Origin of the sequence: Sulfuricurvum sp. (genome assembly GCF_049587615.1) — a bacterium.
Lineage (GTDB): Bacteria > Campylobacterota > Campylobacteria > Campylobacterales > Sulfurimonadaceae > Sulfuricurvum.
Genome location: NZ_JBAVEF010000012.1, coordinates 101,576 through 124,160, shown reverse-complemented (window position 1 = coordinate 124,160; position 22,585 = coordinate 101,576). Strand labels below are relative to the sequence as shown.

The following is a 22,585-nucleotide window of genomic DNA, read 5'->3' as shown; positions in this document are numbered from 1 at the left end:
GCTGCTCGGACAGGTGCTCGAAGCGCGCGCCCGCAGCCGCACCAACGAGGCGATCCGATTGTTGCTCGCTCTGGCACCGACGACGGCCCGGATCGTCCGGGACGGGGGGAGCGAAGAAGAGATCGATCTGCGGATGGTGCGCAAGGGGGATCGTCTGCGCGTCCGCCCCGGTGAGAAAATACCCGTGGACGGTGTCGTGGAAGAGGGGGAGAGCTACGTCGATGAGTCGATGGTGAGCGGCGAGCCGATCCCGCTCTCCAAAAAATCGGGTGACCGCCTCATCGGTGCGACGATCAACACCACCGGAGGGCTCGTCATGGAGGCGCAGAGGGTAGGTGAGGATACGCTCCTCTCTCAGATCGTCTCTATGGTGTCGCAGGCGCAGAGGAGCCGCGCCCCGATCCAAAAAACGGCAGACCGTGTATCGGGGTATTTCGTCCCCGCGGTTATCGCCATCAGTATCGTCACCTTTATCCTCTGGTACTTGCTCGGCCCCGAACCCTCTCTGGGGTATGCTTTGGTCAATGCGGTGGCGGTGCTGATCATCGCCTGCCCGTGCGCTCTGGGGCTGGCCACTCCGATATCGATCATGGTGGGGACGGGCAAGGGGGCGACGATGGGAGTCCTCATCAAAAACGCCGAGGCGCTGGAGATGATGGAAAAAGTCGACACCCTCGTCGTGGACAAGACGGGGACCCTCACCGAGGGGAAACCCAAACTTGCGACGGTCATTGCCTCAGAGGGGTGGGAGGAGAGTGACGTTATTCGATTCGCCGCCTCGCTGGATAGGGGGAGCGAACACCCTCTGGCACGCGCGGTCGTGAACGGCGCGCAGGAGCGGGAGATAGTACTCAGCGAAACGGCGCAGTTTGCCTCCCTGAGCGGCAAAGGGGTGACGGGGGTGATCGAGGGACGGAACGTCGCCCTCGGAAATATCAGACTTATGGAAGAGCTGGGGATGGATGCATCAGGACTCTCTGAGGGAGCGGACGCTCTGCGCCGCGAGGGGATGAGCGTGATGTTCCTCGCCGTCGATGGAGCCATAGCGGGCATCCTCGGGGTCGCCGACCCGATCAAAGCAACCACCGCGCAGGCGATCCGTGACCTGCACGAAGAGGGGATCACCGTCGTGATGCTCAGCGGGGACAGCCGCATCACCGCCGAAGCGGTCGGGGCAGTTTTGGGAATCGATCGGGTGGAGGCGGAGGTGCTGCCGCAGCAGAAAGCTGACGTCATCAAACAGCTCCAGAATCAGGGGCATATCGTTGCGATGGCGGGGGACGGGATCAACGACGCCCCCGCTCTCGCGCAGGCCCATGTGGGGATCGCGATGGGGACGGGGACCGACGTCGCGATGGAGAGCGCGGGAGTCACCCTTGTGCGGGGCGACCTGCGCGGCATTGTCCGCGCCCGCCGTCTCAGCCGTGCCACGATGCGCAACATCCGCCAGAACCTCTTTTTCGCCTTTGTCTATAACAGCTTGGGGGTGCCGATCGCGGCGGGGGTGCTGTATCCCTATTTCGGGATACTCCTATCGCCGATGATCGCCGCGGCTGCGATGAGTTTCAGTTCGGTGTCGGTCATTACGAATGCATTGAGGTTGAAGGGGGAAAAGTTATAAGGGATTAATATTCGGAAAATTTTTCAACCATATCTTCATAACAGCATTTTTCCGCAATTATCAATTCGTCATTGTCTAATTTTGTCTCCCGCAATGATAACAATGTTCCGACAAAATCAAGCAGATATTCAGGTGCTCCGATAGATAGTACTCGATATTCAGGGTTTGGAGTCATTGCACTGATATCTCGATGGTACGCTTGTATTCTTTCTTCATCGCTACAAATATCGGAGAGAGTGGCATATAAAATATTTAAATCATCTTCGTTTATTCTTCCAAGTGAAGTTAAGTCCGAAAAAAGGGTCGGGTTGTGATGGACGGCTACGGCAATATCGAAAATATCTCTTGGATGTCCCTTGCTTCCTCGATAATGAATTTTTTTAGCGATGATCTCTGCAGGCGTTTCGATATTGAGGATATGTCCCCAAAAATGCTCCATTCTATACGGGGTTTGTGTATAGGGTTTGACATCAAAAAACTGGATTTTGCTTTGATCGTCGATAGTGAGCTCGAGATAATGGCCTGGAGCACGCATGACACCGCTGTATCCAAGGGACGAAAAGATTGATTCTATATTATCTGACCAATCACGGCGCAGTCTATCCAACCGATCGGTTGAGCCGTCAGGATAGAGGAATATATCGATATCGGTCGAATAACGATGACGCCAGTAAAAAGCGCTGAGAGCTGTTCCTCCGCCAAATGCGAAAGCGGTAATATTTTTTTCGTCCAGCAGCGCTAACGCTGCATGAAGTAATCGTTGCTGAATGACAAAGTCATGCAACGGATCGTCTCTTCGCGATTAATTCGGCAGCTCTTGTTTTTTTGACGGCAAACTTTTTCGCCTGACGTTCTATTGTAACGTCCAAAATAGTGTCCCAACGGGTATCTAAAGGATTTTTTGAGTGAGAGGATGTTCGATAGAGCTTAGCAATACCTTGTTTATCCAACCGTAAAGATGAGAGTAATTCCATCAAATCGCTTTCGTCGGCTTCTGCAAAAAAACGATCGAGTATCAGCTTTTGATCTTCGTTTTTTTCGTGATAATCCTCTCCTTCAAAAGCTTTGGTTATATCAGTAAGAGAGTAGTGTCGCTCGATATTACGGTTAATGATTTGTCGTAAATGTAGTAACGGTTCTTTTGCTTTTCGGATCTGTTGGGTATCTAAACGGATACCGCGCACTTGTACAATCGATTGTTTTGCCATTTAGACCCCTTTCCATTTTTGTAAATTATATCCCTCTTCGCTGTTTTTGTCAAAATGGGAAAGGGCAGTGATTTTATTGGATAGAATACTATCACTATGAAAAAAATGCCTGAACTGAAAACAAAAGAAGAGATTGCTGCATTTTGGGGCGAACATGATTCGACTAAGTATGTCGACTGGGACAAAGCCAAGAGGATACACTTTATAAAACAACCAAAGAATGTAAAATCGCTTGTTTGTGAGATTAGCGAAGCAAAAAGGCAAATCGAGGCAGGAGAATACATCAGTATCTATGATGCGTTCGATCGGGTAATTGCTAAATACGAGGAATGATTTTTTTGAATTTTTGATTTTGATGTTGAATCGGAAAATTTGCCATGATAGTCATTCCTATGCAGGTAGGAAAAAGAAAAGAATATTGGTGATTATGTTATGACATTGGATTTTATAAAAAGTTTAGATAATAGAGAAACAGCTATTGCAGTGTGGCTTTGCATAGCTATTACATGGATGATTTATAATAAGGATGTCCGAAAGTCTTTAGTTGATGTATTAAAAGCTTTTTTTGTAAAACAGATTATTGCCAGTACTTTTTTAATGGCTTTGTATATTTTTATTATGGTTTTGTTCCTTTCGTGGGTTGGTATTTGGAACGACAGTCAGTTTAAAGCAACGTTAGTATGGAGTATAACAGTAGGTTTGATCTTATTGTTTAGGGTAAATAAAATAAGTGAAGACAAAACATTTTTTGCTAGAGCAATAAGAGAAAATTTCAAGCTAACGATAATTATTGATTTTATTATCAATCTTCATGTACTTTCATTATGGATTGAACTCATCTTACTACCCATTACCGCTTTGATAGCGGGGGTACTCGCTATTGCTGAAACAAATGAAAAATATATTGTTGTACAAAAGTTAATGAATAGTATTGCAGCTTATATTGGTTTGTCTCTATTAGCATATGCGTGTTGGCAAGTCTATGTTCATTTTAATCAAATTACTACATTTGAGACTTTACGTAGTTTTGTTATTCCTATTTTATTTTCTATTTTGTATCTACCATTCATTTATATTGCTATTGTGTATATTGCTTATGAAAATGTATTTGTACGATTGCAATTTGTCATCAAAGATACATCATTGCATAGTTATACAAAGCGTCAATTATTGCTCAATTTCATATTTAATACTCAGTTGTTACCGATATGGCTGAAAACTGCATGGAGCAGAAATTTAGATACACAATCAGATATTATGAACTTAATAATGGAAATTAAGCAATATGAACGTAAGAATGAAGGGGATGAATGAATTATTTCAATAAGGCTTTTTCATGATCCCCATCACCGACAACATGGACGTATTCGCCGAAAAATTCGAGGGGATCGATCTCCACGGCAAAAAGATCACCAAAGCCGAATTCGATGACTGCACCTTCGTCTCCTGCGATTTCAGCGAAACCTTTTTTTCTTCCTGCAAATTCACCGAATGCCGTTTTGAAAACTGCAACCTGAGTCTCATGAAGCTCGCCAGCAGCAAAATGAGCGATGTCGATTTCGTCTCGTGCAAGATGATCGGGATCGACTGGACGATGGCGGATTGGAAGAGCTTGCTGAATGCCGATCCGATCCGCTTTCGCGAGTGCATTCTCAATGATAGCAATTTCTTTGGTCTGAATCTGGAGGGGCTGGTGATGCGGGAGTGCCGGGCCAAAGAGGTCGATTTTCGCAACGGGACGTTTCAAAAAGCCGATTTCACCCTGAGCGATTTCAAAGGGGCGCTGTTCGGCAACACCCACCTCGAAGGCTCCAACTTTACCGACGCCTCCAACACCTTTATCGATCTGCGTTCCAACCACCTCAAGGGCTCTATTTTCAGCCGCTACGAGGCGCTTTTTTTACTCGAATCGATGGGGATCGTACTGGTTGATTAAGCGAGGGACTTCGCGTCGATGATGCGGTATTCTCCCGCCTCCAAATCCCCCAGTGTCAATTCTCCGAAGCTAGAGCGGTGCAGGGTAGTGACGTGGTTCCCGACCGCCGCAAACATCCGTCGTACCTGATGGTATCGCCCCTCGACGATTTCGAGCCTCACATGGGTCGGATCGACGACTTCGAGTTTTGCGGGGAGGCACGGCGTTTTTTCACCGTTTAGCATCAGTGTCCCCGAAGCGAAGATTGAACCTTCGTCCCCTTTTAGAGGGCGATCTAACGTCGTTTCGTAGACTTTGGGCACTTTGTGTTTGGGGGAGGTGAGACGGTGCAGAAGCGCGCCGTCGTCGGTGAGGAGGAGCAGTCCGCTCGTATCCTTGTCGAGACGCCCGACGGTGGAGATCTTCGGATCGCGGAGCCGCCAGCGAGGGGGGAGGAGGTCGTAAACGAGCTTTCCCTCGCCGTCGTCGTGGGAACAAACCAGACCTGCGGGCTTGTGCATCAAAATCACCATCCCAGAGGGAGGATCGAGCGGTTCGCCCTCATAGAGGATTTCGTCATGGGAAACTTTGGTATCGCTTTTGAGGGGGAAATTGAGGATATGGGTGATGATGCGCTCACGTATGAGGGGAGCAACCTCTTTGCGAGTGCAATACCCCAATGAGGAGAGGAGTTTGTCGAGCCGTACTTTAGAGCTCTTCAATCTTCGCCTCGTATTCGCTCTCGATGCGGCTGATCTCATCGCTCGCGATTTCGAGTCGCTCAAACAGCTCTTCGATCATCTTTTCATCGTCACCGACCTGTTTGGAGAGTTCGAGGAGTTTGGAGGTCTCCCCCTGATTGGAATAGGTCGTTAGAAGCTCGTGGGAAGTTTTGAGTTTCTCTTCGAGCTTCATGATCGTGCTTTCGCAATGATTCGCCTCTTTTTTCAGCGGGCTGAGGAGTTTGGAACGCTCATGCACCAGTGCGGCACGCTGCTGTTTGTTCTCTTTTTTATTGACGTTTTGGGTCGCTTTGACCGGTTTTGGGGCGTCGGTGATCTCTTCATCCCATCCGATTTTTTCCAAAAAGTCATCATAGGTGCCGTCGAAAAACTCAGCGTTCCCCTCACGGAAGATGATAAGCTGATCGGCAAGGGAGCGCAGGAGCATCTCGGAGTGGGTGACGATGACGACGGAGCCTTCGAACCGCTTCAGCGCGTCGCAGAGCGAATCGATCGACTGCATATCGAGGTGGTTGGTCGGCTCATCGAGGAAGAGGAGATTGGCGGGGGTGGCGATGATTTTCCCCAGCATGACGCGGCTCCGCTCCCCCCCTGAGAGGATAGAGATTTTTTTATCGGCATCGTCGCCGCTGAACATCATCGTTCCGCAGATTCCACGGATACGGACGTTTTGCAAAGTGTTATCGGCGCTTTGGATCTCTTCGGTGATGGTTCGGTTTTTATCGAGGCGGTCGATGTTGGTCTGACCGAAATGGGCGATGGCGGTCGAGGGTTGTGACGCTATTTCCCCGTTCGGTGTCAAAACCCCTGCGAGGGTATTGAGGAGGGTCGATTTACCCTTGCCGTTTTTCCCGATGATGGCGAGGCGCTTTCCTTTTTCGAGGGTGAAGTTGAGATCGCTAAAGAGCGGCTCCTCCTCTTTATAGCCGAAGGAGAGGTTTTTGACCTGCATAATTACTTTGGCAGGGGTAGGTTTATAGGAGAAAGAAAAAGAGAGATCTTTTTCTCCCTCCAGTGACTCCATGATCCCCATTTTATCCAGCTCTTTTTGTTTGGATTGGGCGAGAGTTGCGGTGGACGCGCGGGCTTTGTTTCGGGCGACGAAATCCTCTAACTCGGCACGCTTTTTATCGTGGTTGATTTTGGTCTTCTCATACAGCTCGTCTTCACTCGCCATCATCTCATAATATTTGTGGCTGTTTCCCTTTATGATACTGACACAGCGGCGGCGCAATCCCATCGTATGAGTGGTTACAGAGTCCATAAAATCACGGTCATGGGTGATGAGGATCACTTCCCCCTCGAACGCGCGTATAAACGAGGCCAGCCACCGGAGCGAGACGATATCGAGGTAGTTGGTCGGTTCATCGAGTAAGAGGAGATTGGGTTCGGTGACGAGGAGTTTCACGAGGTTGAGGCGGATTTGATACCCCCCTGAAAAACTGATGGGGTCTTTTTCCAAATCCTCTTGGGTAAATCCCAGACCGAAGAGAATCTTCTCGACGCGGTAGACCTCATGTTCCATATCCCCAGTGAGAACGGAGGCACACTCTTCACGGACGGTTTTATGGGTGAAATGGAGGTGCTGGCGCAGCGTGCCGATACGGTAGTTTTTCGGGATAATAATCTCTCCCGAATCGTAGGGCTCTTCGCCGAGGATGATTTTAAAGAGGGTCGATTTTCCCGTCCCGTTACGTCCGACGAATCCGACCTTGTTTCCGGCGTTAAGTTTGAGGGAGAGATCCTGAAAAAGGACCCGTGTACCGTAGCTTTTGGTGAGGTTATTGATTTGAATCATTTTGGTTCTTCTATTTATTTTCTTTGTCATTCCCGCGAAGGCGGGAATCCAGCTTTCGCTTTGGGATGGATCCCCGGATCATACCCTATAGGGCACGTGAGCCCGAGGATGACGATAGGTTACTCTTCAATCTTATGCGGTAATTTACCGGGCATCGCCTCTTTGTTGGAGAGCATATCTTCGATTTGCCGTTTTACTTTGTCGTAGCGGAACTGCTCTTTAAAGCCGTTGATCCGCCCCCCCGCAGCATTGGGATGTCCGCCGCCGCCGACCCATTCGCCCGCCATAGCGGCCACATCGACTTTATCGTGTCCGCGCAAGCTCATGGTTCCTCGCGTTCCGACATCGACGATAAAATCAAAATCCGGGAATTCGGTCAGAAAGCCGTTTCCGATAATGGAAGTATTCCCCAAACCGTAGCTCAAAAAGCCCCGCCACCCTTTGTAGTAGATCGTCATGGTGGAACGTTTGGTTCCCAGCAGTGCCACTATGTATTTTGTCGAGAGATTATCGAGGGTATTATCGACACCGTCTTTGAAAAACTCTTTTTTCATCTTGTGGAGTGCCTCGTCCAGGACGATATTGGCATTGGGGAGATAGCGCATGGTTGCGGCTTGCTCCAGCATCGCCAGCTTATACTCGCGATCTTCATCGGCAAACATAACGCGGCTGAGTTCTTTGGCATCGCTGATAAGGCGCATACATACTTTTCCGTACTCAAAGTCATCTTCTTCATTTTGGTGCCACAGATCGACGGCATTGACGACTTTGACAAACGCTTCGAGCCATCCGCCTCCATGGAGCCCGTAATGTTGAAGCGCGTATTCATAAACGATTTTGGTTGCACAACGCTCGGTATCGAGGAAATACCACGGATACTGTGCCGCCGTGTCTTTGCCGCTGCCATGATGATCGAGGAGGGTAATCGTGATTTCCCAACCGCTCTCATTGAGCCGATTGACCTCGTTATTGAGCCATCGTGCTTCGTCGGGATAGAGGTTGAGATCGGAAATGAGAATGGTTGCGGTTTGCTTCCCTTTTTTGATCCGTTCGATAATCTCTTCGAGGCGGTCCATCACTTCGGCACCGTAATTGGCGTTAAAGCTGATCATTGTGTGGGATGTCTGTGCCATGACAAGCTGACAGCTGTATCCGTCGAGGTCGATATGGGAGAGGTGGTAAATGGTTTTTTGCATAAGTATCCTATTTGGTGTCTAAAGTGATGGAACCGAGCACTTCAAATTTGGCATTTGAATCGATTTCGGCATGGGAAAGAACGGTAATGTCGAGACTGAACCGTTCATAAATTTCGGCCAGTGGGCGACGAAGTTTCGGATCCACGATGACGATGATCGGGGAAATCCCTTTTTGGAGAAATTCTGTTGCTTTGAGGCTTGTTGCCTGAATGAGACCGTTGATTTCCCCGACATTGAGGAGAAGCTGGCGTACACCGTCACGCTCTTGGGATTTTTCCAACATACGCTGCTCGCTCATGGTGTCAAAGGTCAAGAGTTTGATAATCCCGTCCGAACTGGTGTAGAGCTGCGTTATGATGCGGGAGAGTTTGGCACGGACGTGTTCGGTTATCGTATCGACGCTTTTGGTGTATTCCGCGACATCGGCCATAGTCTCCAGGATGGTAATCATATCTTTAAGCGGAATCCGCTCGTGCAAGAGCGCTTTAAAAACACGTTGGATAAGACCGATATTGGCCACCTTAAGAAGATCATCCACCACCACCGGATAGTCGTTTTTGATCTTCTCAATCAAGGATTGGGTTTCTTGGCGGGTGAGAAGTTCTTCGGCGTATTTTTTCACCAGTTCGCTCATGTGCGTCGAGATGACGGTAGCGGGATCGACGACGGTATAGCCATTGATAATAGCATCTTCTTTGTGTTCCGGGAGAATCCAAAATGCGTCCAACCCGAATGCCGGTTCTTTGGTCGGTTCTCCCTCGATCTCACTCATCGCCATACCGCTGTCCATGGCTAAAAAACGATCCGGTTGGATAAATCCATCCCCGATATTGACCCCTTTGAGGAGGATTTCGTACTGGGTCGGTTTAAGGTGAAGGTTGTCACGGATACGTACCTGCGGCATCAAAAAGCCGAAATCGGAAGCAATTTTGCGCCGCATACTGCGGATACGTTCCAACAAATCTCCCCCCTGGGCACTGTCGGCGAGACGAATAAGCTGATACCCCAGAGTGAGTTCCAGCATTTCGATTTTAAGGATATCTTCAAGAGCCGCTTCTTCCTCTTTGGCGATCTCCTCGTTGGTTTTTCGGCGAGGGGCTGCGGGTGTTCCCCCTTCACCCAACGGTGTTCCCTCCGCACCTGCAGGAGAGCCTTTTTTCATAACGGAAGGGGCGGAGGTGAGGACGAGTTCCCCTCTTTCATATTTATAAAGTGCGTAGCCCAGCCCGGCGAAGATAAGCCCTATAAATCCCATCGAGAGGGTCGGTAATCCCGGAACCGCCGCGAAGAGGAGCATGATGAATCCGACGATGATCATAATACGGGCATTTCCCATAAGTTGGTTGATGCTTCCCTCAGCGAAATTTCCGCCGGTATCGCTCGAACCGCGGGTAATCATAATACCCGCAGCCGTAGAGATAATAAGGGCCGGAATTTGCGAAACGAGGCCGTCCCCGATGGTGAGAAGGGTATAGGTTGTGGCACTGGAACCCACATCGAGATCAAACTGAAAAATGCCGATCAAAAAGCCGCCGATGATATTGATGAGGGTGATGATAATCCCCGCAACCGCGTCCCCTTTGATAAACTTGCTCGAACCGTCCATTGCTCCGTAAAAGTTGGCATCCTGCAAGATCTCCGCACGACGCCGTTTAGCCTCGGCTTCGTCGATAAGTCCGCTGTTGAGATCGGCATCGATCGCCATCTGCTTCCCGGGCATCGCATCGAGGGTAAAACGTGCCGCAACTTCGGCAACGCGTCCCGAACCTTTGGTGATAACCATGAAGTTGATCAAAACCAGAATGCTAAAGATAATAATTCCGATAACAAGATTTCCGCCGACAACGAAATTTCCGAAACTGGTGATAATGTCACTGACTGCCTCGGGCCCTTCATGCCCGTGGCTGAGGATCATCCTCGTCGTCGCGATATTCAGAGAGAGGCGAAAAAGGGTGATAACCAGTAAAAGTGTCGGAAAGGTCGTTAAATCGGTTGGTTTGGGTATGTAAAGTGAGATGAGTAATATAAGCACCGATATGGCGATAACCACTGCGAGCAGCAAATCAAGGAGTGCACTCGGCAGCGGGACGATGATAATCGCCAAAATAGCCATAACAAAAAAGACGACACTCAGGTCGCGTGATGCGAACAGTGCCGAAAGAACGGTTTTGACGCCGGGTGACTTGTTTTTCGCTTTAGCCAAGCATTACTCTTCTAAAATGGCTTCGAGAGTCAGCGTGCCTAAAAAAGCGTCCACTTTCCCCTGTAATCGATTTAAAAAAGGCCAAAGTCCGCAACTGAGTGCTTTGTTGGAGGGACAATCATCGGCAGAGGGGGAACAGCTGAATACGGCAGGGCTTTTCCCCTCCGCCGCTTCCATAACTTCAAGAACGGTAATGTCTCGAGAATGACGGGCAAGTTCGAAACCTCCGTTGACCCCTTTGTACGAGTTTAAAATTCCCTGTCGTGCTAAGGATTGGAGGATCTTGGCTAAAAAGCTTTTAGAGATATCGAGTTCACGAGACAACGTGTCTGCATCCAAAGCGCGACCTGCTTTAGCCAAAACGATAAGCGATAATAGGGCATATTCGCTGGCACGGGTCATTAACATAGCACACTCCTCCGGTAATCAAAAGGTTATTATAGCTAAAAATTATTAGAGGCTACTTGCGGATGTTTTTACCGCAAAACAGGATATTTTTGGCTATAATTCCGACCCTATCTTAGAAAAGATTGTTTTTCAAGGTAAATTTATATACCCATCAGGAGGCTATTATGGCTTTAGATACGGCGAAAAAAGCGCAAATCATCAAGCAATTCCAAAAAACAGAAGGGGATACAGGTTCAAGTGAAGTGCAAATTGCACTCCTTTCAACACGTATTGCAGACCTTACTGAACACCTTAAAACATTCAAAAAAGACCACTCATCACGTCTTGGTCTTTTGAAACTTGTTGGTCAACGTCGTCGTTTGATGCGTTACTTGAAACGTACAAACCGCGAAAGCTACAACAAATTGGTTGCTGATCTCGGTATTCGCGACAACATCTAAATTGTTTTCTCTTCCCCGATTTTCGGGGAATCTTCAGCTCTTCTTCATCCGCTTTTTTCCTTATTAGAATCATTATCAACGGTAAAATCTGAAACACTCGAAATAGGTGTTTGTCTGATAAATATACAATCTTTGTTCTCCAAATGGTTGTAAAGTGTGTTATCCTTGCTGATATTTACGTATGCGCAAAGGAATCCGATGTCGCTCAAAGTTGCCCTCTCTCACAAAACCCATTATGCTTTTGATCGTCCTATCAATCTTTCTCCCCATGTGATCCGCCTCCGTCCCGCTCCTCACAGCCGTACCCCTATTGAGGCCTATTCGCTCAACATCAAGCCTGATGATCATTTCATCAACTGGCAGCAAGATCCGTTTGGCAATTACCTGGCACGGATCGTTTTCCCTGAAAAGACAATAGAACTCTCCATAGATGTAGAGGTGCTGGCGGAGTTGGTGAGTATCAACCCGTTTGATTTTTTTGTTGAAGAGTATGCGACCAATTTTCCTTTTAAGTATAAAAAGGAGCTCAAAAAAGAGCTTTCTCCGTATTTAGAGATCACGGAAGAGGGGAAAAAACTCAAAAAGTTTCTCAAAACCCTCGATCTGAAAGAGCGAAATATTAACGATTTCCTCGTAGAACTCAACATGGCAATCCATAAGTATCTCAACTATACTATCCGCCTCGAACCGGGGGTTCAGACGTGTGAAGTGACGCTGGGGAATAAGTTGGGATCGTGCCGCGATTTTGCATGGCTTTTTGTGCAGGTGCTTCGCCATCTGGGGCTTGCGGCGCGGTTTGTGTCGGGATATCTCGTGCAACTCTCCGCCGATGTTGCTTCACTCGACGGCCCCAGCGGCCCGAGCGAGGATTTTACCGATCTGCATGCGTGGACGGAGGTTTATATCCCGGGTGCGGGATGGATCGGGCTGGATGCGACGAGCGGGTTGTTTGCCGCAGAGGGGCATATACCGCTGGCGTGTACCCCGAATCCTGAGAGTGCCGCTCCGGTCGAGGGGGGGATGGACAAATGCGAAGTGGAATTTACCTACTCCAACACGGTGACGCGGGTATTTGAATCTCCCCGCGTGACGAAACCGTACCGTGCCGAACAGTGGGAAGCGATCGATGCACTGGGATACCAAGTCGATAAAGAGCTGCAAGAGAACGACGTCCGTCTTACGATGGGGGGGGAACCGACATTCGTCTCGATCGATGATATGGAATCACCCGAATGGAACACCGAAGCGGACGGCCCGCACAAACGAGAGTTGGCGAATGTCCTCTCCAGACGATTACTGAAAACCTTCGGCAAAGGGGGGTTGCTTCACCACGCGCAGGGGAAATGGTATCCGGGTGAGCCGTTGCCACGATGGATGTCTACGATTATTTGGCGCAAAGACGGACAGCCGATTTGGAACAATCCCGATTTACTGGCGAGTTTGGATCAGACATTCGATTACACCCCTCAGGATGCGCGGAAGTTTTTGGCCAAACTGTGTTTGAATCTGGGGATCAGCGATAAAAATATTTACGATGCCTACAACGATCCCCTCGTAGCACTGCTCCAAGAATCGTTGCTGCCGGTCGATGTCGATCCGCTCAAAGCAACGCTGAAAGATTCGTTAGAACGGCGAGCTTTGGCGGAGAGCCTCTCCAGTGGGATCGATAAACCGGCCGGTTTTGTCCTCCCTTTGAACTGGGGGACAACGCGCTGGATTACCTGCCGATGGGAGTTCAGACGTGCGCAGCTCTTTCTAGCACCGGGAACCTCTCCTGTCGGATTACGGCTACCGCTCGATTCGCTGACCCACAAACCGCATATCGAACTGGAACAGAGCTTCGAACCCGATCTATTCGGTGCATTTCCCTCACTCGGGGAGTATCACAGCGCGGTCAAAGAACGTGCGGCAAAAGTAAAAAAATCGACGAAAAAAACAACCGATTATGAGACTTTTGTCCGAACGGCCATCAGTGTCGAAATCCGCGAATCGAAACTTTTTATTTTTCTCCCCCCCATCACCAACACCGAAGCCTTTTTGGATCTGATCGCTTCGATCGAAGAGACGGCAGAGGCTTTGAATATGGCGGTGATGATCGAGGGGTATGAGCCTCCAAACGATCTGCGTCTCGAAAAAATGCGGGTTACTCCCGATCCGGGTGTGATCGAGGTCAACATCCATCCCACTTCGAGCTGGAAGGAACTCACGGGGGTAATCGACACCCTCTACGAAGAGGCGCATCAATCCCGTTTGGGGACACTTAAGTTTATGCAAGACGGTAAACAATCCGGTACCGGAGGAGGCAATCATGTCACGATTGGGGGGATTACCCCGAGCGACAGCCCATTGCTTCGTAATCCTGAGCTGTTACGTTCTTTGATCACCTTTTGGCAGCACCATCCGAGTCTTTCGTATCTTTTCTCAGGGCAGTTTATCGGACCTACCTCTCAGGCACCCCGTGTCGATGAGGGACGGCTGGAAAATCTCTACGAACTGGAAATCGCGTTTAACCAAATCCCTGAAGGGGGAGAGGTTCCGTTTTGGCTTACCGACCGTCTCTTCCGTCATATGCTCACCGATTTGACGGGAAATACCCACCGAAGCGAGTTTTGTATCGATAAACTCTATTCTCCCGACTCCTCGACGGGACGGTTGGGGATTTTGGAACTACGAGGGTTTGAAATGCCGCCGCATGCGCAAATGTCGCTGATGCAGATGTTGTTGGTCCGTACTCTCGTAGCGCTCTTTTGGAAAAAACCCTATCGTCATAAACTGGTACGCTGGGGGACACAGCTCCATGATAAATTCTTGATCGAACATTACGTACGTGAAGATATCCGTGATATCGTTGAGTTTTTACGCTCCGAGGGATACGGGTTTGAAACTGACTGGTTTAATCCATTTTTCGAGTTCCGTTTTCCATTGTATGGGATGAGTACGATCGAGGGGATTCACTGCGAATTGCGCGGAGGGATCGAGCCATGGAATGTATTGGGAGAAGAATCAAGCTCACAAGGAACTGCCCGTTATGTTGATTCTTCGCTAGAGCGTGTACAGGTTCGGGTACGTGATTTTGTGAGTGAGCGCTATGTGCTCACCTGCAATGGGGTACGGGTACCTCTCGTCTCTACGGGGGTCGAGGGTGAATACGTCTCAGGAGTACGATACCGCGCATGGCAGCCGTGGTCGGCATTGCACCCGACGATCGGGGTGGATACGCCTCTCGTGTTTGACATTGTCGACACGTGGAACCGCCGTTCCATGGGAGGGTTTACCTATTTCATCGCCCATCCGGGAGGACGTGCCTACGATACATTCCCCGTGAACACGCTCGAAGCGCAATCACGCCGTATCAGCCGTTATTGGGGATTCGGACATACCCAAGGGGAGATCGAAGAGGTGCATGAACCGATGATCCGAGCGCAGGAACTGATGGGAGAAGAGGGGACTTCACGTAAAGTATTAGCCCATCCGAAACAAAAAACCTTTAGTTATCAGGAATTACCGGGGTCGTTAGAATATCCGCATACCCTCGATTTACGCCGAAAATGGAGTCCTAATGCACAATAGGGTAAAATCCGTTACTTTATCAAAAAGGTAACCGGATTGGATTCTATGTTTCAACGCTATTCTCAAAACTCTTCGTACGATGAAATGGTGGATGAGGATAAAAATATCCGTTCCCATTGGGAAGTGTTAAAGGCGAATCTTGAGAGAATAGGGCTCGATCAGCTCCGCGCCAAACAAAAAGAGATCGATTGGCGTCTCGAAGATAATGACGTTACCTATAATGTTTACAACGATCCGGGGGGATTAAACCGCCCGTGGAAACTTGACCCCATTCCGTTGCTGGTCGAAGAGGAGGAGTGGCGTGTTGTCGAAGAGGGGCTGAAACAGCGGTGCAAACTCTTTAATCTCCTGTTGCAAGACATTTACGGAGAGCAAAAGGCAATTCGTGACGGGATCATTCCGATGGAAGTTATTTACGCTCACAGCGGTTTTATGCGGGAAATGCACGGAATGAAAATGCGTTTGAGCATTTATGCCGCCGATATGGCACGGGGACCGGACGGAAAGTTATGGGTGATTAATGATCGTACCCAAGCCCCCTCGGGACTTGGATACGCAATCGAAAACCGTCTTACGATGAACAGCGTGATGCAGGGGCTGTTTGAAGGGATTTCGGTTCAACGGCTGTACGATTTTTTTGAAACGTTTAAATCTCTTTTTCAAACGAATGAGAGAAATTTTGATCCTCTCAATGTCTTTTTATCTCCCGGACCGCACAATGAAACCTATTTTGAACATGCCTATCTGAGTTCTTTTTTGGGGCTTACCTTGGTTCAAGGGCAGGATTTACTTGCCAAAAATGGAGCCGTATGGCTCAAAAGTCTCAAAGGACTTCGCCGTATCGATACGATTTTACGTCGTGTGGATGAGACGTATTGCGATCCGTTGGAACTCCGAGCCGATTCTCAGCTGGGTGTCGTGGGTTTAGTGCATTCGATCCGATCCGGCGGCGTAGCGATGATCAACCCCCTGGGAAGCGGCGTGTTGGAGAACCTCGGACTCAATCCCTTTATGTCCCATTTAGCTCGTTATTTTCTTGATGAAGAGCTTATTCTCCCTCAAATTGCCACATGGTGGTGCGGTCAGAGCAAAGAGCAAGAGTATGTATTGGAGAATTTGGAACGCCTCATCATTAAAACGATTGATCGAACGGGTGAAAAACATACCTATGTGGGTAAAACGCTCACCAAAAAAGAACTTAAAGCCCTCCGTATAGAGATTTTGGGTCAACCCCATCGCTATGTCGGGCAAGAGGAGGTGGAGTTCGCAACGTGTCCGTCACTCGTAAAAGAGTCGATTGAACCACGCAAAGCGGTTATCCGTGCCTATACGATTGCACGTGAAGATACCTATACGTTGATGCCGGGGGCTTTGGTGCGGGTCGGGGCGAACAATGATTCTCTGATGGTATCGAACCAATTCGGGGGAAGTAGTAAAGATTTGTGGGTACTCGGAAAGTCTCAAAGCGTCCCTTTGAGTCCGACGTTTCAAACCCGAACCCTCACTGAGAACTCTTTTGAAAATATTCCGAGTCTCCGTGCCGAGAACCTTTTCTGGCTCGGACGGTACGTTATGCGCTCTATCATTACCGCGCGGATGATCCGAACCGTTCTAAAATACATGACCAATGCTTCGCGCTACGATCATCTCTCCAGCACGCAAACCCAATCGCTCCTGACCAAAGCGCTCACCCATGTAACGATGACCTATCCTGGATTTTTGGATGAAGAGGTTGCGGCAGCCCCGTTTGATGAGATAGCGTCGGTAAGTTTTAATGGATCGCGGGTAGGGAGTTTGGCTCAGATTATGACCATGCTCTCCAATGCCAATACGTATGCCAAAAGTCTTCTCCCTCTCGAAGCGTCGCGTATTTATGAACGCCTAAGCCGGGAATGGAATCAATTCTGCAATGAAGAAAAACCGTTTCCCCGATTTATGATACACAACCTTGATAAGCTCCTGATGCAGATGATGGCGTATAAAGAGTTGATACAGGAGTCTCTATTCGCCGATCAAGGCTCTGTATTGTATGAGATCGGTGCGCGACTTGAGCGTTCGCAGCTGCTTATCTCCAAAGCGAGAGCACTGCTGATTCCCGTGCACGATGTTGTGAGTGAATACGAAATCTTAGAGACACTGCTTACGACGTGTGAGAGTCTAAACGCTTACCGTGCTCGTTACCGTTCTTCGTTCGAGATGCGCAATGTCATTGAATTTTTGTTGCTGGATATCAACTTTCCAAAATCCCTTATTAGCGAGATTGACGGATTGCTGAAAATCCTCCCGCAGTTGCCGAAATTCAAAAATGCCACCTATCTCAGCCGATACGAGGAGCCTATTTTTGAAGCGTTTTCGATGATACGGCTCAGTAAAATCGATACCCTTTGCGCATTGCCGGAGGATGAGTATCTGCGAAGCGAACTCGAATCACTCCTCTCTTCACTCTCTGAACGACTGCTATTAGCTTCCAGCGAGATCTCCAAAACCTATTTTGCCCATTATGACGAGTAACCGATGATATATACGATTTACCACAGCACCCGCTTTTTTTATCAGCATGAAGCCGGCTTTAGTCATAACCTGATTCGTCTTCAGCCGCGTAATACGGCGATCCAGGAAGTTCTCAATTTCGATTTGACCATTGAACCGGCTGCGGCAGAGATAGAAGGATATGACGACTTTTTCGGAAATCATCTCCACCATCTTTTGGTGCGTGAACCGCATACCGTGCTCAATGTTGTAGCACAATCACGGGTAAAAATTGATTTTGACGCTATGGAAACGCTCCAGGAAAATCGTCGGAGGGTGCATGGTCTGACCTATGCTCAGGCGCAGGAGCGGATGATGTTTCTGACTCCTGAAATCATCGAAGCGAAACAATTTACCCTAAAAAGTCCTCTCTTGCCGATTGCATCGGTCGATATTTTGAATTATGTTCTGGAATCGATCAAACCGGAACGCTCTTTGTACGAAGGGGTTTTAGAGTTTATGAATCGGATATTTTCCGATTTTGCTTTTGTCAGCGGTTTTAGCGATCTCAGTACCCCTGTCGAGACGGTTTTTGCTCAGAAGAAAGGGGTATGTCAGGATTTCGCCCATTTTGCTCTGAGTGCATTGCGGGGAGCCGGACTGTGTGTTCGTTATATGAGCGGGTATATTGAGACGACTCCCCCCGAAGGGGCAGAAAAACTCTTCGGTTCTGATGCCTCTCATGCCTGGTTTTCGGTTTTCTTCCCCGGTTTTGGGTGGTTTGATTTTGATCCGACCAACAATATGGTACCGTTGGATCAACACATACTTTTGGGATACGGGCGTGATTACGGCGATATCTCTCCGATGCAAGGGGTAGTGAGCGGAAGCGGTTCGAGCCATTTGGGGGTTATGGTCGATGTTTCCCGCGAGGAGTAGCCTTTTATACCTCTTTTTGTTCTGTTTTTCAAGTTAAATCGGTAATTGCATTTTTTTTAAGCAGCCCTTGAGATGACTTTAGGATATGATTGAATTAGTCCTAAAGATTAAGGGGTGCCGATGCTTGAACCAGTGTGTCCGGAATTACAAAAGTTTTATGATATCTTCGATAGTGTAGATCAAACCAAAGTTTCCGAGTTTAAAGATTTTTTAGAAGCCAATGCGGTGAATTTCAACCTCTTTAAAGAGGGAAATTTTATTGAACGTTCTTTTCCTTTTGATATGATTCCCCGTATTATCCCGAAGGCCGAGTTTGATGATTTGGAAGCGGGAATTATACAGAGGGTCAAAGCCCTCAATGCGTTTCTCAATGACATCTATACCGATCAAAAAATATTGGCTGACGGAATCGTACCGCGCGAGTATGTCGATTCGGCAAAAGGTTTTTTACCGGAATTTATGGGGGTCGTCCCCTCGAAAGCAGTCCGTACCCATATCAGCGGTATCGATTTGGTTAAAGATGCCGTGAGCGGTAAATGGATCATCCTCGAAGACAATCTCCGCGTCCCCAGCGGTGTCAGCTATCCGCTGACGATTCGGCGTGCGTTTCGCCACACCTATCCGGAGTTTTTTGAATCGATGAAAATCTCGAAGATTAAACACTACGGCGATGAACTCAGAGCTGCGATGGATTACGTCAATACTGGAGGACTTAATGTTGTTCTGACTCCGGGGCGGTACAACTCGGCCTATTATGAACACAGTTATCTTGCCAAGATCACCGGAGCGACACTCGCGCTGGGTGAAGATCTGATTGTGGAGAACGATGAGGTCTTTTTACGTGCGTACAACGGTGAGCGTCTTCGTGTCGGAGCGATTTATCGACGTCTTGATGATGATTTTTTGGATCCCGAAGAATTTGAACCGGAGAGCTTGATCGGGGTGAAAGGGATCACGAAGGCATACCGTGCGGGTAATGTAGCGATTATGAACAGTATCGGTAACGGGGTAGCGGATGATAAAGGGATTTATTATTTTGTTCCCCAAATGGTGAAGTATTATCTGGACGAAGAGCCAATTCTCTCCAATGCACCGACGTATTTGCCCTATTATGAGAAAGATCGCGAATATGTCCTTGCCAATATCGATAAACTCGTCATTAAAGATGTTGCCGAAGCGGGAGGGTATGGCGTATTATTCGGAAATCGGCTGACTCCTGAACAACGGACGGAAATTATTGATATGATCCTTGCCGATCCGCGACGTTTTATCGCTCAAGAGGTAATCGAGTTTTATGACCTGCCCTGTATGATGGAAGGGGGGATTGTTCCTCGTAAAGCCGATTTACGCGCGTATGTGATTCACGGTGAGAAAATCTCTGTGAGTATGGGGGGACTTACCCGTTATGCAATGGAAGAGGGGAATTATTTGGTTAACTCCTCTCAAGGGGGCGGATTTAAAGATACATGGGTGGTGGAATTATGATGACAAACGGTGTAGCCATTTCGGTGAATACGGCGCAACGCCTCTACTGGTTCGGCCGCTACGTTCAGCGTGCCGAAACCATGCTGAAAGAGTTAGTGAAAAGCTATGACAACGTTATCGATCGGGATTTGGATGACGGACGGAAGCTTTACGCCAAACTGGGAGTCAAAATTGAGTATAAAAATGCCCTCGATTTTTTGAAACAGGGGGTTTACGGAACCCAGGGCGGAAGTATCGAATCGATTATCGGCTGGGCCCGTGAAAATGCCATAGAAATCCGCCATTTACTCGATGAGCGGGGTTTTGCAACGCTTAATAAGATTCACAACCAGATTGTTTCCGGACGGGATCATGTGGTCAGTCCCACTCGTTTGGAAGAGATTATTGATGAATTCGCCCTTATTTTGGGAATTTTTTCTTCCGAGCTCGGGCGACCGAAAGCCTATAACTTTATTCGACTTGGTCAGCAGATCGAGCGGTTCGATCTCATTTTACGATTGTATGAGGGGATCGATTTGGTCAATGCCGAGCTGGAAGGGATGAATGTGATTGCCAGACGGCTTAACCGCTATTATCAACCCCTCAGAGTGACCACTTCAGACCTCTCCAAGGTGCTTGCTTCTGTAAACAATGTGGTTAATAAGGTGATTCAGGATACTTCATGTCCTTTGGAACTGACGCAAACGCAAGCGCAATAGGAGAAAATGTGGGTGTTATAGAAGAGGTATTCTCGATCGATTTGCCGGTAGGAGAACAGTTTCGGATTCAACGATGCCGATATATTCCTAAAAGCGGAGAAACCATCAAGCGTATCTCGATTGTCAGCGGTATACATGGCGATGAGTTGGAAGGGCAGTATGTCTGTTTTCTCCTGGGGGAGTGGCTTCGCGCCAATCCCGACAAGATCATCGCTACCATCGATATTTATCCGGCGATCAACTCTCTGGGCCTTGACAGTATCACCCGCTCCGTACCGTTTTACGATGTCGATTTGAACCGCATCTTTCCCGGAAGCAAAAACGATTTTCTCCCCGCTCAGATCGCCGATGGGGTCGTGAATGCAATGAAAGGGTCCGAAATCGCGATCGATATTCATTCCAGTAATGTTTTTTTACGCGAAATTCCCCAAGTGCGGATCGCCAAATCCCAAGAAAAGAGTCTTGTCCCGTTGGCCAACAAGCTCAACATCGATTTCGTATGGGTTCATGATGCCGTTACCGTTCTTGAATCGACGTTTGCCCATGCAATGAATACGCTGGGAACCAAAACTCTCGTTGTCGAGATGGGGGTGGGGATGCGTCTGGGCAAAGCGTACGGTCATCAACTTCTCGACGGACTCTTAAATCTGATGGCGTGCGAAGGGTTTTTAGCGATTGAACCGCTGGATGTGAGAATGCCGATCCAATCACATGTGGGGGAAGTGGCGTATCTCAATGCTTCGTCTCCCGGATTGTTCGTCCCCTCAATCGAGCATTGTCAGATGATTGAAAAAGGTTCGATTGTGGGGCAGATCGTCGATCCTCTGAGCGGTGTGATCCTCGATGAAGTCATTGCCCCGATCGGAGGGATACTCTTTACCCTAAGAGCCTATCCGATTGTCTATGAAGGATCGTTAGTGGGACGGATATTTGGAGAAAACGGATGAAACGCATTGAAATACTGAACTTTAAATCACCCAATCGTGCTCCGCTGAAAGTCGATGGATTTTTATTCGGTGAGGATTCCGAGGGACCCTCTGTTGCGATTGTCGGTGCGATGAGCGGCGATCATATCAACCAGCTCTACGTTGCGTCCCGCCTCGTCGATTTTTTACGTCAAAAAGAGGAAGAGGGGAAAATTATTGGCAAAATTTTGGTCATTCCGGCCGTCAATACCTATGCGTTGAATATGGGAGAGACTTTTTGGCCTTTGGACAAAACCGACATCAATATGATGTTCCCCGGATATGCTCAGGGGGAGACGACGCAGCGGATTGCCGCAAAGCTGTTTGCATCGCTTCAAGGATACGACTACGGTATTATTTTAGAAGGACGGCGTGATCAGGGGATGTGTATACCGTATGTAAAACTGATTCAAAGCGGGTATGAGGATATGGATACGGCAAAAGATTTAGGGATGCGTTTTATCCATCATCGTCGTCACAGCCCGATTGAGACCGTTATGCTCCAATACAACTGGCAGTTATGGGAGACAAAAGCCCTCTCTGTCGTATTTGGGAAAAATGGTACAATCGATCAAAGCAGCAGCAGTGAGGTTCACGGGGCTTTGGTACGGTTTATGGCAAAGCGCGGCATGCTCAATTTACCGCTCTTTGAGGGATTTCAAAGCAATATCATTGAACCGGACAATATTACGGTACTCAAAGCGTCCCGTGCAGGTATTTTTGATTCGGCAGTCCTCTGCGGTACGACGATTGAGAAAGGGGATACTTTGGGACGAATCACGGATGCACTCAGCGGTGAAAAGCTTGAAAAGATTATTGCTCCGATCGACGGCGTCGTTACCTGTCAGTATGCCCATCCCCTCATTTTCCAAAATTCAATCGCTTTTCGGATTGCGTCGGTAGCGTCAAAAGAATAAAGCTAATGCA

General features: G+C 48.5%; 19 protein-coding genes. 12 read left to right on the top strand and 7 right to left on the bottom strand.

Annotated elements, in window-relative coordinates:
- Window positions 1–1,621: copper-translocating P-type ATPase (locus WB308_RS01215; protein WP_424188184.1), on the top strand; the 1,621-nt coding region annotated here is incomplete at its 5' end.
- 4 nt (window positions 1,622–1,625) lie between these two features.
- Here WB308_RS01215 and WB308_RS01210 read toward each other — a convergent pair.
- Entirely contained in the window at window positions 1,626–2,405 is a 780-nt protein-coding gene (locus tag WB308_RS01210) for a nucleotidyl transferase AbiEii/AbiGii toxin family protein (protein WP_424188182.1), read from the bottom strand.
- Window positions 2,398–2,829, bottom strand: a complete 432-nt coding sequence (locus tag WB308_RS01205) for a hypothetical protein (RefSeq protein WP_424188180.1) — start codon at window positions 2,827–2,829, stop codon at window positions 2,398–2,400. Before WB308_RS01205 ends, WB308_RS01210 begins: the two co-directional genes overlap by 8 nt.
- A 96-nt stretch (window positions 2,830–2,925) precedes the next feature.
- On the opposite strand from WB308_RS01205, the gene WB308_RS01200 reads away from it, so the two are divergent.
- From WB308_RS01200 to WB308_RS01190, 3 genes are all read left to right on the top strand, one after another.
- Window positions 2,926–3,162: a CopG family antitoxin gene (locus tag WB308_RS01200; RefSeq protein ID WP_424188178.1), complete on the top strand. Its 237-nt coding sequence runs from the start codon at window positions 2,926–2,928 to the stop codon at window positions 3,160–3,162.
- A gap of 99 nt (window positions 3,163–3,261) precedes the next feature.
- Complete coding sequence (locus tag WB308_RS01195) at window positions 3,262–4,143, top strand: hypothetical protein (RefSeq protein WP_424188176.1); 882 nt, start codon at window positions 3,262–3,264, stop codon at window positions 4,141–4,143.
- Window positions 4,144–4,165: 22 nt separating this feature from the next.
- Window positions 4,166–4,765 carry a pentapeptide repeat-containing protein gene (locus WB308_RS01190; protein WP_424188174.1) on the top strand — a complete coding sequence of 200 codons (600 nt, stop codon included), beginning with the start codon at window positions 4,166–4,168 and terminating at the stop codon, window positions 4,763–4,765.
- Here the strand turns inward: WB308_RS01190 and WB308_RS01185 are convergent.
- The 5 genes from WB308_RS01185 to WB308_RS01165 all read right to left on the bottom strand — a co-directional run bounded on the left by WB308_RS01185 (window position 4,762) and on the right by WB308_RS01165 (window position 11,092).
- A complete protein-coding gene (locus tag WB308_RS01185; RefSeq protein ID WP_424188172.1) occupies window positions 4,762–5,466 on the bottom strand; it encodes a pseudouridine synthase in 705 nt (234 codons plus the stop codon). The genes WB308_RS01190 and WB308_RS01185 overlap by 4 nt on opposite strands.
- Complete coding sequence (locus WB308_RS01180; protein WP_424188170.1) at window positions 5,453–7,285, bottom strand: ATP-binding cassette domain-containing protein; 1,833 nt, start codon at window positions 7,283–7,285, stop codon at window positions 5,453–5,455. The genes WB308_RS01185 and WB308_RS01180 overlap by 14 nt, the downstream gene beginning before the upstream one ends.
- A 119-nt stretch (window positions 7,286–7,404) precedes the next feature.
- Window positions 7,405–8,481, bottom strand: a complete 1,077-nt coding sequence (locus tag WB308_RS01175) for a DHH family phosphoesterase (RefSeq protein ID WP_424188168.1) — start codon at window positions 8,479–8,481, stop codon at window positions 7,405–7,407.
- A 7-nt stretch (window positions 8,482–8,488) separates the two neighbouring features.
- Window positions 8,489–10,684 (bottom strand): flagellar biosynthesis protein FlhA, encoded by a 2,196-nt coding sequence (flhA, locus tag WB308_RS01170; RefSeq protein ID WP_424188166.1) that lies wholly within the window; start codon window positions 10,682–10,684, stop codon window positions 8,489–8,491.
- 3 nt (window positions 10,685–10,687) lie between these two features.
- Entirely contained in the window at window positions 10,688–11,092 is a 405-nt protein-coding gene (locus tag WB308_RS01165) for an RrF2 family transcriptional regulator (RefSeq protein WP_424188164.1), read from the bottom strand.
- 164 nt (window positions 11,093–11,256) lie between these two features.
- On the opposite strand from WB308_RS01165, the gene rpsO reads away from it, so the two are divergent.
- The 8 genes from rpsO (at window position 11,257) to WB308_RS01125 (ending at window position 22,575) form a co-directional block, all read left to right on the top strand.
- The gene (rpsO, locus tag WB308_RS01160) at window positions 11,257–11,532 is read left to right on the top strand and encodes a 30S ribosomal protein S15 (RefSeq protein ID WP_424188162.1); all 276 of its coding nucleotides are present in this window, start codon (window positions 11,257–11,259) and stop codon (window positions 11,530–11,532) included.
- A gap of 198 nt (window positions 11,533–11,730) precedes the next feature.
- Complete coding sequence (locus WB308_RS01155) at window positions 11,731–15,102, top strand: DUF2126 domain-containing protein (protein ID WP_424188160.1); 3,372 nt, start codon at window positions 11,731–11,733, stop codon at window positions 15,100–15,102.
- Between the two features lie 45 nt (window positions 15,103–15,147).
- Window positions 15,148–17,613, top strand: a complete 2,466-nt coding sequence (locus tag WB308_RS01150) for a circularly permuted type 2 ATP-grasp protein (RefSeq protein WP_424188186.1) — start codon at window positions 15,148–15,150, stop codon at window positions 17,611–17,613.
- 3 nt (window positions 17,614–17,616) lie between these two features.
- The gene (locus tag WB308_RS01145; protein ID WP_424188158.1) at window positions 17,617–18,510 is read left to right on the top strand and encodes a transglutaminase family protein; all 894 of its coding nucleotides are present in this window, start codon (window positions 17,617–17,619) and stop codon (window positions 18,508–18,510) included.
- A gap of 120 nt (window positions 18,511–18,630) precedes the next feature.
- Window positions 18,631–19,995, top strand: a complete 1,365-nt coding sequence (locus WB308_RS01140) for a circularly permuted type 2 ATP-grasp protein (RefSeq protein ID WP_424188156.1) — start codon at window positions 18,631–18,633, stop codon at window positions 19,993–19,995.
- Entirely contained in the window at window positions 19,992–20,693 is a 702-nt protein-coding gene (locus WB308_RS01135; protein WP_424188154.1) for an alpha-E domain-containing protein, read from the top strand. The genes WB308_RS01140 and WB308_RS01135 overlap by 4 nt, the downstream gene beginning before the upstream one ends.
- Before the next feature lie 8 nt (window positions 20,694–20,701).
- The gene (locus tag WB308_RS01130) at window positions 20,702–21,640 is read left to right on the top strand and encodes a M14 family metallopeptidase (RefSeq protein ID WP_424188152.1); all 939 of its coding nucleotides are present in this window, start codon (window positions 20,702–20,704) and stop codon (window positions 21,638–21,640) included.
- The gene (locus WB308_RS01125) at window positions 21,637–22,575 is read left to right on the top strand and encodes a M14 family metallopeptidase (protein ID WP_424188150.1); all 939 of its coding nucleotides are present in this window, start codon (window positions 21,637–21,639) and stop codon (window positions 22,573–22,575) included. The genes WB308_RS01130 and WB308_RS01125 overlap by 4 nt, the downstream gene beginning before the upstream one ends.
- The last annotated feature ends 10 nt before the right edge of the window (window positions 22,576–22,585 follow it).